Raw genomic sequence first — 16,049 nt, 5'->3', positions numbered from 1 at the left:
CATAGGTGAATGATGACGCAACACCACAAGGCGGCCTCAGGGCCGCCTTTCTCATCCATAGCCCAGACGCCCCAATTGCGCTCCTACCAACAGGAAGCGGTAAAACGGGTGGTCGTGCATTTTCGTGCTTCCAGTGAGCCGGCGTTGGTGGTGCTGCCTACCGGCAGCGGTAAATCCCTGGTGATTGCCGAGCTGGCGCGTCTTGCGCGTGGGCGTGTACTGGTGCTCGCTCACGTACGCGAGCTGGTGGAGCAGAACCATGCCAAGTATCAGGCTTATGGGCTTGAGGCCGATATTTTTAGCGCGGGCCTAAAGCGTAAAGAGGCGAGTCGGCAAGTGGTCTTTGGCTCGGTGCAGTCGGTGGTGCGCAACTTAGATCGCTTTAATGACGCTAATTTTACCTTGCTGGTCATCGATGAGAGTCACCGCGTATCGCTTAACGAGGACGCAAGCTACCGCCAGGTGATTGAACACCTGCGGAGCCAAAACCCACAGCTTAAAATTCTCGGGCTCACTGCGACGCCGTATCGGTTAGGGCAGGGGTTTATCTATTACCGCCATCACCACGGTATGGTCAGGGGCAGTGAAGAGAGCTTTTTTCGCGACTGTGTCTTTGAGCAGCCGCTGCGGCTGATGGTGAAGCAGGGTTATCTGGCGGCCCCCAAACGCCTGGATATGGCCATTGAGGGCTATGATTTCTCAGCCCTTAATCCCTCTTCAAGCGGTTTTTTTCAGGAGGAGGAACTCAATCGCGTGGTGGCGGGTAGCCGGGCAACGCCGGGTATTATCGGGCAAATCGTCGAACGCGCGGCTGATCGCCAGGGGATAATGATCTTTGCCGCCACGGTGGCCCATGCCGAAGAAATTATCGGCTATTTGCCGCGAGCCGAAGCGGCGCTTATCACCGGTGCGACCCCCTCCCAGGAGCGCACAGCGCTGATTGATGTCTTCAAAGCACGTGAGCTGAAATATCTGGTTAACGTCGCGGTGCTGACCACCGGTTTCGATGCTCCCCACGTGGATCTGATCGCTATTTTACGCCCCACTGAGTCGGTTAGCCTTTATCAACAGATGGTGGGTAGAGGACTGCGTTTGTCGCCGGGCAAAAACGACTGCCTGATTCTGGATTACGCCGGTAATCCCTGGGATATCTTCGCGCCGGAAGTGGGCGAACCGAAGCCAGATAGCGATAGTGAGCCGGTTCAAGTCGAGTGCCCCGCTTGCGGCCATGCCAACCTATACTGGGGCAAGCGAGATGGTGACATCGTCATCGAGCACTTTGGCCGCCGGTGCCAGGGGCTAATGGAAGATGATGAGGGTAAGCGCCATCAGTGTGACTTCCGGTTTCGCTTTAAAGTTTGCGATGAGTGCGGTGCCGAAAATGATATCGCTGCCCGGCGCTGCCATGGCTGCGACAAGCTGTTGGTGGACGCAGATGACAAGCTAAAAGATGCCCTAAAGCTGAAAGATGCCAAAGTATTGCGAGTAAGCGGTATGCAACTGGAAGCGACGACCAATGGTCGTGGCCTGCCGCGTTTGAAAGTGACTTACCACGATGAAGATGGCACCCAGCTCTCCGAGTGGTTCGCACTGGAAACGCCTGCTCAACGGCGCGCCTTTTATGCCGCATTTCTGCGCTATCACCTGCGCGCACCAGGCGGCAAATGGCAGCCGTTGAGCGCTGATGAGGTAGTCGCCGAGCAGCGCCGCCTGCGCCATCCTGATTTTGTCGTAGGCCGTAAAGTGGGTCGGCATTTCCAAATCCGCGACAAGCTGTTTGATTACGAAGGACGCTATCGTAAAGCGGTGGAGGCAGGGTGATGCGCTTTCATTACCTGCGACTTGGGCGTCGCTAAGGGTGTCGACTTTGCTAAACTGTGCGATTGTGTTGATCCCCTTTTACCAGGAGAGCCGACCCGCGTGAGCGAGACGCCAAGCGATACGACTGAGCTAGAAAATCCTGACGCTGCGACCACTGACCCAGTGGCGGTTTCGTTTGGGCGCCTGTTCAATGAGCAGATAACGCAAATGCCGGAGGATTTGTATATTCCTCCCGAGGCACTGCGCGTCTTTCTGGAGACTTTTGAAGGCCCGCTGGATTTACTGCTCTACCTGATTCGGCGTCAGAATCTGGATATTCTGACCATCAATGTGGCCACCATTACTCACCAGTACATCGAGTATGTGGAGCTGATGAAGGCCATGGAGATCGAGCTGGCGGGTGAGTACCTGCTGATGGCCGCTATGCTCGCTGAGATCAAGTCGCGAACGCTGTTGCCGCGCCCACCGAAGGCTGAGGGCGATGATGAGGAGGATCCTCGCGCAGAGCTTATCCGACGCCTGCAGGAGTACGAACGCCTCAAAGAGGCAGCCGAGACACTGGATACGCTACCGCGCATGGGGCGTGACTGGTTCAGCGTGCAGGCGGGCTTACCTCCGCTGGAATCTCGTGTGATTCACCCTGAGGTGGAATTGGATGAATTGCTCAGCGCGCTTTCGGATATTCTCAAGCGCGCCGAGCTGGTGCAAGCCCACCAGATCAGTCGCGAGGTGCTATCTACCCGCGAGCGCATGCTCAAGATTATGGAGTTACTCAGCCACGATGATGCGCATCAACGTTATACCCCCTTTGAAGCGCTGTTCACCTTAGAAGAAGGGCGGGCTGGCGTGGTCGTGACCTTTATGGCAATTCTAGAGCTGGCCAAAGAAGCCATGATTGAAATTGTTCAGAATGCACCGCTTTCGCCGATTCACGTACGTGCTCGGCGTGCCGCCCTGGCCGACGACGAAGAGGGCGCTTTTGAGGAGAACGAGATAGAAGACGATGCCTATGGTGAGTCCGCCTTTGAACCTGGAGAAGAGACGCCATGAGTAACGCCGCCAACGCGTTAGATGACATTATTGAAGCAGCGCTCCTGGCCGCTGGTGAACCGTTACCCCTTGAACGTCTAGAAACGCTTTTTCTTGAAGGCGAATGCCCGACTCGCAAGGAGTTTCGCGATGTCCTTGAGCGCTTACAGCTGCGCCATTCGGCTGGGGCACTAGAGTTATTGGAAACGGTCTCAGGCTATCAGCTACGCATTCGCCCGCGTCTGTCGCAATGGGTGTCGCGGTTATGGGACGAGCGCCCCCAGCGCTACTCACGGGCGCTGCTGGAAACGCTGGCGCTGATCGCCTACCGCCAGCCGGTTACTCGTGGCGATATCGAAGAGGTGCGTGGGGTCAGTGTAAGCAGTTCAATCATGCGCACCCTGGCGGAGCGCGGTTGGATTCGCGTAGTGGGCCACCGGGATGTGCCGGGGCGCCCGGCGGTATATGCCACCACGCGGAGCTTTTTAGATGACTTTGGATTAAAAACGCTCGATGCGCTGCCGCCGATGCACACCCTGGCGAACTGGGACGAGAGCGAAATACCTGAAGACACAGGGATGACCAATGATACTGTCATCCAGGAAGAACAAGACACCGGTTCAGACCACGAAGCACTAGACGAAACGATCAAAACGGTGCAGGATGCGCCACCCCAGAAAGAAGACATAACGTCGGCTGAAACAGCCGATACGCACGCCGAGACGGCGTTAACCCAGCCGCTAAGCTTTGCCGATTTACAGGCACGGTTGGCGGCACGTGCGCAGCGCGCGAACGAAGAAGAGCGCGAGCGCACGCAGACTACCGATGTGAGGTCAGACGACCATGAGTCAGAGTGATAGCACCACGCCCCCTACCAGCGAAAAGCTGCAAAAAGTCCTGGCCCGCGCAGGCCTTGGCTCACGGCGTGAGATGGAAACGGCAATTTCCGATGGCCGTGTAAAGGTGAATAGCCAGGTGGCCAAGCTGGGTGACCGTGTTGAAGCGCGGGATAAAGTCAGCTTTGATGACCGCCCGGTATCGCTGCGCCCTGAAGAGGAAGTGCCGCGTCGAGTGATTATGTACAACAAGCCGGAAGGCGAGTTGTGCACACGCAAAGACCCGGAAGGTCGGCGCACCGTATTTGAACGCTTGCCGCGCTTGAAAGGCGAGCGCTGGATTGCGATTGGTCGCCTGGATATTAACACCAGCGGTTTGCTGCTGTTTACCACGGATGGCGAGTTGGCCAACCGCTTGATGCATCCCTCTACCCAGGTGGAGCGTGAGTATGCCGTTCGCGTAATGGGTGAAGTGAAGCGGGAGCATATCCTGGCGATGGTCGATGGCGTTATGCTGGAAGACGGCCCGGCTCGCTTCACGGATGTGCAGGAGTTTGGCGGCGAAGGCATCAATACCTGGTTCCACGTGGTAATTTTGGAAGGTCGTAACCGCGAAGTGCGGCGCCTTTGGGAGTCGCAAGCCCTCACGGTGAGTCGCCTGAAACGCGTGCGTTACGGCAACATCTTCCTCGATAAGCGCGCTAAAGCCGGTGAATGGGTTGAACTTAACCAGGATGAGGTGGACGACTTAGCGACATTGGCTAACTTAGAAACCCGTAAAGTGCCTGCGTTGACGCCTGATGAAAAGAACCGCTGGAACCGCGATAAGCACAAGCGTAAGCCGGTTCAAGCGATGCGTAAACCGAAAAGCAAAGCCCGTTAACAAAGCCCGCTAAATAGGTAAGTGAACGTGCCTGAACCGGTTTATATTGATCAGTCAGGCACGTTGTATGATTCATTTCTGTTATCCGAGACTAAAAAACACTTGCTATCAAAAGGGTGTAAGCGTAGGATATGCATCCGTTCAGGCGGGTCGTTAGCTCAGTTGGTAGAGCAGTTGACTTTTAATCAATTGGTCGCAGGTTCGAATCCTGCACGACCCACCATTGAAGCCGTTGTTTTTACGATATGTTTAAACAGCAAGTGGCGTCGGGTGGTTGTGAACGAAGACAGTATGATGATGTAGCAGCGCAAATTTGGGTCGTTAGCTCAGTTGGTAGAGCAGTTGACTTTTAATCAATTGGTCGCAGGTTCGAATCCTGCACGACCCACCAGATTCAACGCCCCTGGCAGCATAGCTGCCAGGGGCGTTTTGCTATGCGGGTGAGAAGCACTTTTGGGTAATGCCTCTACGTGACAATCTGTTTGCAGTGGGCAGCTATTTCCAATCAGAATGGGCTAGAATAGATATTCAGACGATAGGCCACCACGAGAGACGTAGCGGCCGATCGCACGCGAGCGGTGCGGGAATAGAGCGAAACGCGCCTGTGCCGTGACCCAGTGTTTAGCAGGGGGATTCCCTGCTCGTCACAGTGGTAGACACGATGACTATTATGACTACTCAAGCAGAGCTGAGTGCTCCGTTGCCCGTTGCGTACTGTCCGACCCGGATTTCGGCGGAAGATTTGGCAAGGGTCGAAGAAATCAAGCAGCTATTGAAAGCTCATAACGCTGTTTTGGTCGCGCATTACTACACCGATGATGCTATTCAGCAACTCGCTGAAGAGACCGGCGGCTGCGTTGCCGATTCGCTAGAAATGGCACGCTTTGGTGCCCGTCACGACGCCACCACGCTGGTTGTCGCCGGTGTCCGTTTTATGGGCGAGACCGCCAAGATACTGTCGCCGGAAAAGCGCGTGCTCATGCCCACCCTGGAAGCGACCTGTTCACTGGATATTGGCTGCCCTGCCGATGAATTCAGCGCTTTTTGTGATGCGCACCCGGATCGCACCGTGGTGGTGTATGCCAACACCTCAGCGGCGGTTAAGGCGCGAGCGGATTGGGTGGTGACTTCATCAATTGCAGTAGAGGTAATTGAGCACCTACAGGCCAGGGGCGAGAAAATTCTCTGGGCGCCCGATAAGCATTTGGGCGGCTATATTCAGAAGAAAACCGGTGCCGATATGTTGATGTGGGACGGCGCCTGTATCGTCCATGAAGAGTTCAAGGCCAAAGGCGTTGAAGACCTTAAGCGGATCTATCCCGATGCGGCTGTCTTGGTGCACCCCGAGTCGCCCGAGCCGGTGGTGAAGCTGGCCGACGTGGCAGGTTCCACTTCGCAGTTGATCAAGGCCGCTAAAGAGCTACCTAACGATAAGCTGATTGTGGCGACGGACCGAGGCATCTTTTTCAAGATGCAGCAGGCGGTGCCCCATAAAACCCTGTTTGAAGCGCCCACCGCCGGTAACGGCGCTACCTGTCGCAGCTGCGCGCACTGTCCCTGGATGGCCATGAACGCGCTGGATAACCTGGCGGGTGCATTGCGCGAGGGAAGTGGTGAGATTCAGGTCGATGAGTCGATGCGTTTGAAGGCCCTGATGCCGCTGGAGCGGATGCTTAATTTCAACGCCTAGCGAGAAAAGATTAACCGAATGTCATTGCGAACGAAGTGAAGCAATCTTGGGGATATTGCAACCGCTGGTTAAGATTGCCGCGTCGCTGCGCTCCTCGCAATGACACAGGTTTTGTTGACCTAGATTTAGTTGAAATCTTCCAGCGCTTCGCGATATTCAATAAAGGCCTCGCGGCGCTGTTCAATCCTGGCTACTACCTGCTGATCATTTTCACGTTCCGCCGCATCGCGAGCAATGGAGAGCTGGCGAATGCCGCGGTCTACCCGGCCCGTCAATTGCAGGTGCTCAGCGCGAGCCAAATGCCCCCAGCCATCATGACCACTGCGTCCGGCGGCTTCAGCTAATAGATTGAAGACCTGAGGGTTTTCTGGGTGCTGATCGGCCATGTCCCGTAACACGTTGTAAGCCGATTGAGGGTCACGCTGTAGCTGTGCTTCGGCCAATATCAGTTGAGCAGGCAGGTAGTTAGGCATAAAACGCAGCAATCGCTGGCTGCGCTGGATGGCCTCATCGTACTGACCGGCCTCTAAGGCGACGCTCGCGGCAGAGGCGGGGAGCATGGCAAAGTCAGGCTGCTGACTGGCAAGTTGATCAAGGCGTTGTAAGGCATTATCAGTCTGGCCGTTACGGGCAGCGATCAAGGCGTCCAGATAGTCCTGGGCAGTCTCGTCAGCGCCTTCTTGGGCAAGGCGCGAAGCCGCTTGCTCAGGCGTGTTGGCATAAATGCTCAACAGGGCGCGGGCGCGCATCATGTCGTAAAGGGTGTCGCTGGTATAGGCATCGGCGACATTGAGCTGGGCAGCGCGATCCTGGGCAGCGGTTAAGCGGCTATCGGTGACCGGGTGGCTAAGCAGGAACTCCGGCGGTGTATCGCCCTGCAGACGGGCCATGCGCTGCATAGCGGCGAACATGCGCACCATGGCCTCTGGGTCGTAGCCCGCATCGGCCATCGCCTGGAGGCCTAGGTTGTCGGCTTCCTGTTCAAATAAACGTGAATAGCTGAGCTGATCCTGTATTAGCGCTGCTTGGGAGCCCATGGCGGCCGCTATGCCCGCATCACCGCCGCCACTCGCGGCAATTAGCATGCCGGCTAGCATGGCCGCCATGGCGGGCAGTTGGGTTTGTGCTGCCCGTGCGCTTCCCCGCGCATAGTGGCGTTGAGAGAGATGGCCCAACTCATGCGCCAGCACTGAAACGAAGGCACCTTCATCTTCGGCAAACGCGAACAGCCCTGAATTGATGCCTACCACCCCGCCAGGCACGGCAAAGGCGTTAAGCGATTCGTTATCCACCATCACGGTAATAGTGCGTAGACCATTAATCTTGCTATGGGGGGCGAGCCGGGCAATCAGGCTTTCCAGGTAGTCGCTGGTAATAGGATCTTGCCACTGGGGGGCTTGAGCACGAAACTGTCGTAACCACGCGCGGCCCAGGCGGTACTCTTCATTGCTGACCGAGGTAGACGCCGCCCCCAGGCTTGGCAGGCCGTAATCGTTGATGGCAACGCTTGGGGGGCTAAAAAGTAAACTGCCACAGGCACAAGCGAACGCACATATCCAGCCTGGGTAAGCGGTAGGAAAGGTCGGCATGGCATCCTCATGGGTGATGGTTAAACGCTACAGTCAGGGTATGACATTGATTAATACTATGACATTGATAAAGACGGGGAAGTGCCGTTAAATCGACGACCTAGTGAAATCAATCGCTAACAAGACAGTTTATGCGGCAGCGTCTATTACACAATGTATATGCAGCAACATTTACAAATCTATGCCGTGAATAGGCAGGTCATTTTGAGGGAGAGTATATGTCTGAGCAAACCGGGGGCTTTCAACCCGATACGGTGCTTGACGCTTGTGGGCTGCATTGCCCATTGCCACTGCTGAAAGCTAAGCAAGCCTTAGCTACCTTGGCAGCAGGTCAGTTGCTGGAGGTGCGTTCAACGGACGCCGGTTCGTGGCGGGATATGGCGTCGTTTACCGATCAAAGTGCGCATACCCTGGAAGGCCGTGAACAGCGTGACGATGTTTATGTGTACTGGATTCGTAAAGCCGGGGATGGTCACTCATGACCCTGCGTACGATTTTAAAAAGCTGGGTTGAGCGCTACTTCTCCGACGAAGAGGCGCTGATTCTGCTGGTAGTATTGGTGGCAGGTTTTGCGGCGATCATTTGGTTTGGCCGTATGCTGGCACCGTTTTTCACTGCACTGGTAATTGCGTTTCTACTACAAGGCGTGGTGAGCGCACTTACCCGCCGTGGGTTGCCGCATTTGCTGGCGGTGATCATGGTATTCCTGGCGTTTATTAGTGTCTTGTTAACCCTGGCGTTTATTTTAATGCCGCTGATTTGGAATCAGTTAGTGGGGTTGGTACAAGAAACACCGAGGATGTTCGCCAGTGGTCAAGGCTGGCTGGATGAGCTGCAAGCGCGCTACCCCAACATTATTACGCCGGACCAGATGCAGAACTGGATAGGCGTGGCGAGCCGCGAGATCAGCCAGTTAGGGCAGCGCGCCTTAACGCTTTCGCTGGCATCGCTAGGCAATATTATGTCGCTGATTATTTATCTGGTGCTGGTGCCGATTCTGGTCTTCTTCATGCTCAAGGATCGCGATGTATTGGTTGGCTTTATGCTGTCGCTGCTGCCCCAAAAACGCACGCTGTTATCACGTATTTGGCGTGAAATGGATGATCAAATTGCCAACTATATCCGCGGCAAGTTCATTGAAATCATTATCGTGGGCACCGTAACGTTCTTTACCTTTGCCTTCTTTGGATTGCCTTATACGGCGCTGTTGGCCGTTCTGGTGGGGTTTTCTGTATTGGTGCCGTATATCGGGGCGGCGGTGGCAACACTGCCGGTGGCTGCGGTCGCTGGGTTTCACTTCGGGCTCAGCGAGGAGTTTGTGTATGTGCTAGTAGCTTATGGAGTGATTCAAGCGCTGGATGGCAACGTATTAGCCCCGGTACTATTTTCTGAAACTAACAATATCCATCCGGTTTCTATCATTGTGGCGGTGTTGTTCTTCGGCGGGATTTGGGGGTTCTGGGGTATTTTCTTTGCTATTCCATTAGCGACGCTGCTGAAAGCGCTGATCTACGCTTGGCCGCGTAGTATGCAGGAGCGAGAGGAGCGTCGTAGCTTGCAAGCCCCAGCAAAAGAGTAAGCGTAGCGCTTAAACACGGCCCGCGCTGGGTATCCTCAGCGCGGGCATAGGGGTTAACTGGCAGCGTTAAGTTGTTCAGCCGCGGCGAGTACCTCATCAACATGACCAGGCACCTTAACACCACGCCATTCGTTGGCGAGCTTGCCCTCTTTATCAATCAAGAAGGTGCTGCGCTCTATGCCGAGATGCTCCTTGCCGTACATTTTCTTGAGCTTGATAACGTCAAACAGCGTGCAGACGTTTTCGTCCTTGTCAGAGATAAGATCAAAATTAAAATCCTGTTTGGCTTTAAAGTTCTCCTGCGCACGTAGGCCGTCGCGAGAGACGCCGAGGATGACCGTATTGGCAGCATCGAAGGCGGTTTTACGGTCGCGAAAGTCACCCCCCTCGGTGGTGCAGCCTGGGGTGCTGGCTTTGGGGTAGAAATAAATAACCACTTGTTTGCCGTGCAGTTCCGATAGCGTCACGGTGGAATCACCAGTTGCAGTAGCGGAAAAGTCAGCAACGGGTTGACCAATTTCAACAGACATAAGGCGTCCTTTTGAGGGTGGGTGTTAAGATTAGTAGTCACGCGCGATTACACGAAAGCCAGGGGCAGTTGTCAAAGCTCAAACCAGGCCGGTGACAAACTTGCACCGCTTTACGCTGTACAGGCTCGAATCGCCTGAGTACCATTTGCTCTCTGTGGAACGCCAGCGCCTTATACAAAGTATCGCGATGGCGCCCAGTTTGCTAAAGACATAGCACGTAAAATACATAGCACTTAAAACACAGATAGTTGATATCACACTTTGGCTGGTGAGGAATAAACGGATGATCACAGGCAGCATTGTCGCCCTGGCGACGCCTATGAAGGTCAATGGCGACATCGACTGGGAGGCGCTTCGTCGTCTGGTGAACTTCCATCTCGAAAATGGCACCGATGGCATTGTGGCTGCTGGCACGACGGGCGAACCTACTACCATGTCCTTCGCGGAGCACTTTGATGTGATTCGCAGCGTTGTCGAAGAGGTCAATGGTCGTATTCCGGTTATCGCAGGGACGGGGGCTAACGCCACTTCTGAGGCGGTTGAGCTGGCGCGTTACGCCGGGGAAGTCGGGGCCGATTACTGCTTGTCAGTGTGCCCTTACTATAATAAGCCCACCCAGGAAGGCCTGTATCAGCACTTTAAAGCGGTCGCGGAAGGCAGCAAACTGCCGGTGATTCTGTATAACGTGCCGGGCCGTACCTGCTCTGATCTCTACAACGAGACCGTCTTACGCTTGGCCGATGTCGATAATATTATTGGTTTGAAAGACGCAACAGGGAACCTGGAGCGTGCGGAAGATCTAATCTCACGTCTAAAGGGCAGTGGCTTTATGCTCTACTCCGGCGACGATGCGACCGCCTGTGACTTTATGTTGATGGGTGGCCATGGCGATATCTCCGTGACGGCGAATGTTGCCCCACGGGCGATGCATGATCTGTGCACCGCTGCCGTGGCCGGTGATGCTGATAAAGCCCACCAGATTAATACCCGTCTGATGCCGCTACACACCAATTTGGGCATAGAGTCGAATCCTATTCCCGTGAAGTGGGCGCTTAATCGCATGGGTTATGCGGACGCAGGCCTTCGTTTACCGCTAACCTGGCTGTCTGAAAAGTACCACGCCACGGTGAGCGAAGCGCTGCAGATGGCAGGCGTCGTAGAGGAGTAACCTGGCGCAATACCCTTTGCTACCCAGCTCAGCGATAAGTTGAGCTGGGTACCTGATTTGTTGACTTAAGGTGGCTTGATGAGCTCTGTGCTTGAAATACGTGCGCTTAAATGGGTTCCGCTGGCACTCGCAGCGGCTGTCGCGCTCTCTGGTTGCGCACGGGATGGTTTTTACCACGACCGTAACCTGGACTACACCGAGGCTGCTCCGGCGCCTCCGTTGGTGTTGCCAGAGACCCGTAATCCCCAACGTTACCGCGATGCGCTGCCGGTTCCTCAAGCCGCCACCCAAGGGACACGGCTTGACGAAGCGGCAGAAATTCGTCCGCCCCAATCACTGGCTATTGGCAGTGGCTTAGAGCCTGAGTACGTTGAGCGCCGCGAAGTCGGTGATCAAACCTGGCTAGTGGTGGCCGCCGACACCGGTACGGTGTGGCCGCAGTTGGAAGAGTTTGTACGCAGCCGACAGCTGAATGTGCTGCAGAGCAGCGCGTCCCAGGGCGTTATCGTGACGTCCCAGGGGGAAATACGCCTGCAGAGTGCGCTGCGCGCAGGCAGTAGCGAAGTTCGCTGTGAAAGCGGTGGGCAAACCATGACTAGCTGTCTGGACGCACTGGAAAGCCATCTAAGTGCACGCAGCGCTTCTGCCAGCGTGTCATCTTCCTGGACCGCTCAGCGCCTTACCGATGAGCAAACGTTACAAGTTCGCCAGCAGGGTGAAGAGTGGGAAGTGGTTATTCCGCAGCCGGTGGACCGCGTATGGGCTGAACTGAACCACTACCTTGAACTGGATTTTGCTCAGGAAGGACAGCGCGACTTGCTTGCCTCTGACCCCAGTAGCCACGAGTTCCTGGTTGAATATATGACCGAAACCGAGCGCAATCGTAACCCGCTGCAAATGGTATTCAGCGCGGACGTACGCAAAATGTCCCAAGAGATCCGCCTTGCCTTACAGCCTGACGGCGACAAGACGATCCTGCGTGCCATCAACGCCAGCGAACGGGCATTCAGCGCCGATGATCAGCGCGAGCTGCTTGAGCGTGTCTCCGGTTATTTACGTTAATTTATTGACCCTTGATCCCTTACGGAGCCCCCATGGAAAAGCGCCAAGAACTCTACGCCGGTAAGGCGAAATCTGTGTATACCACCGACGATCCGGATTTGTTGGTGCTTAACTTTCGTGATGACACCAGCGCCTTCGATGGCAAAAAAGTGGAGTCGCTGGCCCGTAAGGGAATGGTCAATAACATCTTTAACGCCTTCATTATGGAGCGGCTGCAGGAAGCGGGCATTCCCACTCACTTTGAAAAACAGCTCTCCAGTACGGAGAGTCTGGTCAAAAAAATGCAGATGATCCCGGTGGAGTGCGTAGTGCGCAATATCGCCGCCGGTGGTTTGGTAAAACGGTTAGGTGTGGAAGAGGGTATTGCACTAACACCGCCTACCTTCGAGCTGTTCTTGAAGAACGACGAGAAGGGCGACCCGATGATTAACGAGTCGTTGGCGGAGACCTTCGGTTGGGCAACGCCCGAGCAGCTCGCCAAAATGAAAGCATTGACCTTCAAGGTTAACCATATCCTCAAAGCGCTGTTTGCCGAGGGCGATATGCTGCTGGTGGATTACAAGCTTGAGTTTGGTGTCTTCAAGGGTGAGGTGGTATTAGGGGATGAGTTCTCGCCGGATGGTTGCCGCCTTTGGGACGCTAACACCCGTGAAAAGCTGGATAAGGATCGCTTCCGCCAGGGGTTGGGCGGCGTGATTGAGGCGTATGAAGAAGTTGGTCGCCGCCTGGGTATTACCTTTCCCGCTTAAAACGTCATCATTGTTTTATCGCTCGTCGTAAGGTTCGATAGCCATCACCTCTAAGGTGGTGGCTTCGCCTTGTTGACGCTGACGAAACTTAACGTCTACATCGCGCAGGCGTACCCCGTAAAGTCGTTTAGACGCTAACTCTTTTTGCTTATAGGCGGGCCGTGGGTCCTGGCTTAGTACTTGCTCAATTAATGCATGCAGCGTGGCGCTGTCTGAGCGTTGGGTGAGGGTGTCCAGTGCCGCTGGGTGAAACGACACCGCCAACAGTGACGGCGTCTGCGGCGCAAAACCAGCCTTTGCATCAGGCTGAGATTCAGCCCAGGGCAAGTAGGGTTTGATATCAACCACCGGCGTGCCGCTCACTAAGTCGCAGCCCTGTAACGCCAAAACGACGCCTTGCTGAGTGTCGATACCGACTAGCCTTACCAGTGATAGCCCCAGACGATTAGGGCGATGGGTGCTACGGCTGGCAAAAACGCCCACTTTTTTATTACCGCCCAACCGTGGCGGCCTCACCAGCGGCGACCAGCGTTGCGGGCTTTGATGAAATATAAAGCTTAACCACAGGTGGCTGAAGTCTTCTAAACCACGCACGGCGAGAGGGTCATTGTAGGGGGCGGCGAGCACAAGCTTGGCGTTAGCCGCGGGTGCGAGCCCTGGTTGGCGCGGAATGCCGAATTTGTCAGGGTAGTCGCTGACCATGTGGCCAATGGGCGATAGCGTAAAGTGCTCGCTGTTAGGGGCATCGTCCATCACACTGCCTTTTGCTAGGATTTATTGGCGTAGTATAAAACAGTATAAAGCAGCCGATGGCTTAAGCGTGACCCAATAGGGTGTGATCTAAAGCGGCGTGATCGAAGAGGTCTTGCTTGAATAGGCATTGACCAAATGTTAGCTGAACAGTGCAGAGGTGACGCATGAGTAATAGCGATGAGCAGCAAGCGCCAACGAGTGCGCGGGTTATGTATCGCGCGGCACTGGCACGCGATGCCGCCGATCAGGCAGAAGTGTTTTACCACGCCGTCATGCAAGGGGCTGCTACCCACTATACGCTGGATGAGCGGCGGGCATGGGCGCAAGCGCTACCCCGTGAAGGCAGTGCCTGGGCAGTGCGGCAAGCGCTGTATACCACGTTAATTGCTACCTGTGATGGACGCTGCGTGGGGTTTTTGGAAGTAGATTTAGATGCCGGGCGGATTGAAACGCTCTATGTCTGGCCTTCTCTTGCTGGTCGCGGCATTGGCACCACGCTACTGGTTCACGCTGAGCGTATGCTGCTCGAACAGGGCAAAGGCAAGGTGGAGATTGAGGCCAGTTCGATGCTTTACGAGCGTCTAATGCGCCGCGGCTGGGAAAACCACGGCGAGCAGTGGGTGGAGCGCAGTGGTGAATCGCTCAAGCGGTATCGACTTTCCAAGGCACTTAACGCCGTGGAAACGTAAGTCTAGCTACACATTATAGCTGCGGGTTATGCGCATCGATAGGTCGATTGAGGCGATATCCTTGGTTAGCGCACCGCTAGAGATACAGTCAACGCCGGTATCGGCGATTGCCCGTAGCGTAGCGTCGTCCACATTGCCTGATGCTTCCAGGGTGGCTCTGCCGCCGTTAATTTCTACCGCAACGTGCAGGTCTTCAATGGCGAAGTTGTCGAGCATAATAATATCGGCACCCGCTGCCAACGCCTGATCCAGCTCTTCAAAGGTTTCTACTTCCACTTCCACTGGGAGGTCACTGGCCAGCTTGCGTGCTTGTGCAACGGCTGCTTGAATGCCCCCACAGGCAGCAATGTGGTTCTCTTTGATCAAAAACGCGTCCCATAGACCAATGCGGTGGTTATGGCCGCCACCGCAGGTGACCGCATATTTTTGCGCCAAGCGCATGCCGGGTAGCGTTTTGCGGGTATCGAGCAGGCGCACGCCAGTACCTTCAATCAGGTCGACATAAGCACGGGTGGCGGTCGCAGTGGCAGACAGCGTTTGCAGCACGTTAAGCGCCGCACGCTCGCCGGTGAGCAGGATGCGGGCGGGGCCTTCCAGGGTTAAAAAACACTGGCCAGCCTCAAGTCTATCGCCATCAGCGGCGTGCCAGTTCAGGCTTACTCGGTTATCCAGGCGGCGAAAAAGCTCATCCACCCAAGGTGCACCGCACAGCACCGCGGCTTCACGGGTAATCACATCGGCGCTGGCCCACTGGTGTTCAGGGATCAATTGCGCGGTAATATCACCTGGGCCCACGTCTTCGGCTAGCAGACGAGCAGCGCTGGCGCGGATTTCTTCTGCAAGAGCGGATTGATAATGCATGGCAGTGAGTTCTCAGAACGTCGTCAAGTGTGACCAGTATTATAGTGAAAATGAGCAGTGAAAGAGAGCGCTAATATAGAGGAGAGCGTGCGCGTGGAAGAGAAACAACCGTTAAGTGGCTGGTGGGAAGGCGCTCGGCACGTGGTCTCACCCAACTGCGACGCTCGCCCAAGCGACGAAGTCTCGCTGCTGCTACTGCATGCGATCAGTCTGCCCCCAGGCGTGTTTAGCGGTAATGCCATTGAGGCGCTGTTTACCAATCGGCTGGTGGCAGATGAACATCCCTTTTTCACTGAAATAGCTCATCTGAGAGTCTCTGCGCACCTGCTAATACGTCGCGATGGAGAGTGCGTTCAATTTGTTGATACGGATCAGCGCGCATGGCACGCCGGGCGCTCTTGCTGGTGGGATGCATATCAGCTAAAAAGGCGAACAGCGCTCAACGACTTCTCGGTAGGCATTGAGCTTGAAGGGGACGACATTACCCCCTACACCAAAGCCCAGTACAACGCCTTGGTAGAAGCAACGACTTGGCTAATCGCGCGCTATCCACAGCTTAATAGCCGCCGTATCACCAGCCATGCCCATGTCGCGCCGCTGCGCAAAACAGATCCAGGCCCAGCATTTGACTGGGTTTATTTCCAGCAGCGGTTAACGTCACAGGCTGAGAAGTAGGGGGGCGATTAGGTGTTTTAATAACTAAGTGCTTCAATAACAAAGCAATAAAACAGTAGTTTAATTACAATTGTTGGCTTATTTGATACTGAAGAATGAGGTCTTTAATTTGCTTATGTTGCAGTGCAATAGTTT

General features: G+C 55.2%; 16 protein-coding genes and 2 tRNA genes. 14 read left to right on the top strand and 4 right to left on the bottom strand.

The annotated features are described in order from the left end of the window. The first annotated feature begins 9 nt into the window (after positions 1-9). From CXF87_RS17520 to nadA, 7 genes are all read left to right on the top strand, one after another. Positions 10-1,821 (top strand): DEAD/DEAH box helicase, encoded by a 1,812-nt coding sequence (locus tag CXF87_RS17520; protein WP_101147557.1) that lies wholly within the window; start codon positions 10-12, stop codon positions 1,819-1,821. Between the two features lie 99 nt (positions 1,822-1,920). Beyond that, complete coding sequence (locus CXF87_RS17515) at positions 1,921-2,871, top strand: segregation and condensation protein A (protein WP_101147556.1); 951 nt, start codon at positions 1,921-1,923, stop codon at positions 2,869-2,871. Then, entirely contained in the window at positions 2,868-3,707 is an 840-nt protein-coding gene (gene scpB / locus CXF87_RS17510) for an SMC-Scp complex subunit ScpB (RefSeq protein ID WP_101147555.1), read from the top strand. The genes CXF87_RS17515 and scpB overlap by 4 nt, the downstream gene beginning before the upstream one ends. Further along, entirely contained in the window at positions 3,694-4,569 is an 876-nt protein-coding gene (gene rluB / locus CXF87_RS17505; RefSeq protein WP_008957531.1) for a 23S rRNA pseudouridine(2605) synthase RluB, read from the top strand. Before scpB ends, rluB begins: the two co-directional genes overlap by 14 nt. Positions 4,570-4,716: 147 nt before the next feature. After that, positions 4,717-4,792: transfer RNA gene (locus tag CXF87_RS17500), tRNA-Lys, on the top strand. Between the two features lie 92 nt (positions 4,793-4,884). Further along, a tRNA-Lys gene (locus CXF87_RS17495) sits at positions 4,885-4,960 on the top strand. Positions 4,961-5,230: 270 nt separating this feature from the next. Then, a complete protein-coding gene (nadA, locus tag CXF87_RS17490; protein ID WP_101147554.1) occupies positions 5,231-6,259 on the top strand; it encodes a quinolinate synthase NadA in 1,029 nt (342 codons plus the stop codon). Between the two features lie 125 nt (positions 6,260-6,384). Here nadA and CXF87_RS17485 read toward each other — a convergent pair whose 3' ends face one another. Further along, the gene (locus tag CXF87_RS17485; protein ID WP_101147553.1) at positions 6,385-7,848 is read right to left on the bottom strand and encodes a M48 family metalloprotease; all 1,464 of its coding nucleotides are present in this window, start codon (positions 7,846-7,848) and stop codon (positions 6,385-6,387) included. A 218-nt stretch (positions 7,849-8,066) separates the two neighbouring features. On the opposite strand from CXF87_RS17485, the gene CXF87_RS17480 reads away from it, so the two are divergent. Both CXF87_RS17480 and CXF87_RS17475 read left to right on the top strand, forming a co-directional pair. Beyond that, positions 8,067-8,330, top strand: a complete 264-nt coding sequence (locus CXF87_RS17480; RefSeq protein WP_008955946.1) for a sulfurtransferase TusA family protein — start codon at positions 8,067-8,069, stop codon at positions 8,328-8,330. Further along, positions 8,327-9,427, top strand: a complete 1,101-nt coding sequence (locus CXF87_RS17475; protein WP_008955947.1) for an AI-2E family transporter — start codon at positions 8,327-8,329, stop codon at positions 9,425-9,427. The genes CXF87_RS17480 and CXF87_RS17475 overlap by 4 nt, the downstream gene beginning before the upstream one ends. 53 nt (positions 9,428-9,480) lie before the next feature. Here CXF87_RS17475 and CXF87_RS17470 read toward each other — a convergent pair whose 3' ends face one another. Then, on the bottom strand, positions 9,481-9,957 hold the full coding sequence (locus CXF87_RS17470) for a peroxiredoxin (RefSeq protein ID WP_101147552.1): 477 nt from the start codon (positions 9,955-9,957) through the stop codon (positions 9,481-9,483). A gap of 283 nt (positions 9,958-10,240) precedes the next feature. Here CXF87_RS17470 and dapA point away from each other — a divergent pair, with 283 nt between their 5' ends. From dapA to purC, 3 genes are all read left to right on the top strand, one after another. After that, positions 10,241-11,125, top strand: coding sequence for a 4-hydroxy-tetrahydrodipicolinate synthase (gene dapA / locus CXF87_RS17465; protein ID WP_008955949.1), 885 nt, complete (start codon positions 10,241-10,243; stop codon positions 11,123-11,125). Positions 11,126-11,203: 78 nt separating this feature from the next. Next, entirely contained in the window at positions 11,204-12,187 is a 984-nt protein-coding gene (gene bamC, locus CXF87_RS17460; RefSeq protein WP_101147551.1) for an outer membrane protein assembly factor BamC, read from the top strand. Between the two features lie 32 nt (positions 12,188-12,219). Beyond that, positions 12,220-12,936: a phosphoribosylaminoimidazolesuccinocarboxamide synthase gene (gene purC / locus CXF87_RS17455; RefSeq protein WP_035562154.1), complete on the top strand. Its 717-nt coding sequence runs from the start codon at positions 12,220-12,222 to the stop codon at positions 12,934-12,936. Positions 12,937-12,951: 15 nt separating this feature from the next. Here the strand turns inward: purC and tsaA are convergent, their stop codons facing one another. After that, positions 12,952-13,689, bottom strand: coding sequence for a tRNA (N6-threonylcarbamoyladenosine(37)-N6)-methyltransferase TrmO (tsaA, locus tag CXF87_RS17450; protein WP_035562158.1), 738 nt, complete (start codon positions 13,687-13,689; stop codon positions 12,952-12,954). 164 nt (positions 13,690-13,853) lie between these two features. On the opposite strand from tsaA, the gene CXF87_RS17445 reads away from it, so the two are divergent. Further along, entirely contained in the window at positions 13,854-14,378 is a 525-nt protein-coding gene (locus CXF87_RS17445) for a GNAT family N-acetyltransferase (RefSeq protein WP_008955953.1), read from the top strand. A 6-nt stretch (positions 14,379-14,384) separates the two neighbouring features. On the opposite strand, the gene nadC is transcribed toward CXF87_RS17445, so the two are convergent. Further along, complete coding sequence (gene nadC, locus CXF87_RS17440) at positions 14,385-15,239, bottom strand: carboxylating nicotinate-nucleotide diphosphorylase (protein ID WP_035562164.1); 855 nt, start codon at positions 15,237-15,239, stop codon at positions 14,385-14,387. Between the two features lie 93 nt (positions 15,240-15,332). On the opposite strand from nadC, the gene ampD reads away from it, so the two are divergent. Beyond that, positions 15,333-15,914, top strand: a complete 582-nt coding sequence (ampD, locus tag CXF87_RS17435) for a 1,6-anhydro-N-acetylmuramyl-L-alanine amidase AmpD (protein WP_035562168.1) — start codon at positions 15,333-15,335, stop codon at positions 15,912-15,914. The last annotated feature ends 135 nt before the right edge of the window (positions 15,915-16,049 follow it).

It is taken from the genome of Halomonas sp. MES3-P3E, assembly GCF_002836035.1.
GTDB lineage: Bacteria > Pseudomonadota > Gammaproteobacteria > Pseudomonadales > Halomonadaceae > Vreelandella > Vreelandella arctica.
This window is presented reverse-complemented; position numbering and strand designations above follow the sequence as displayed.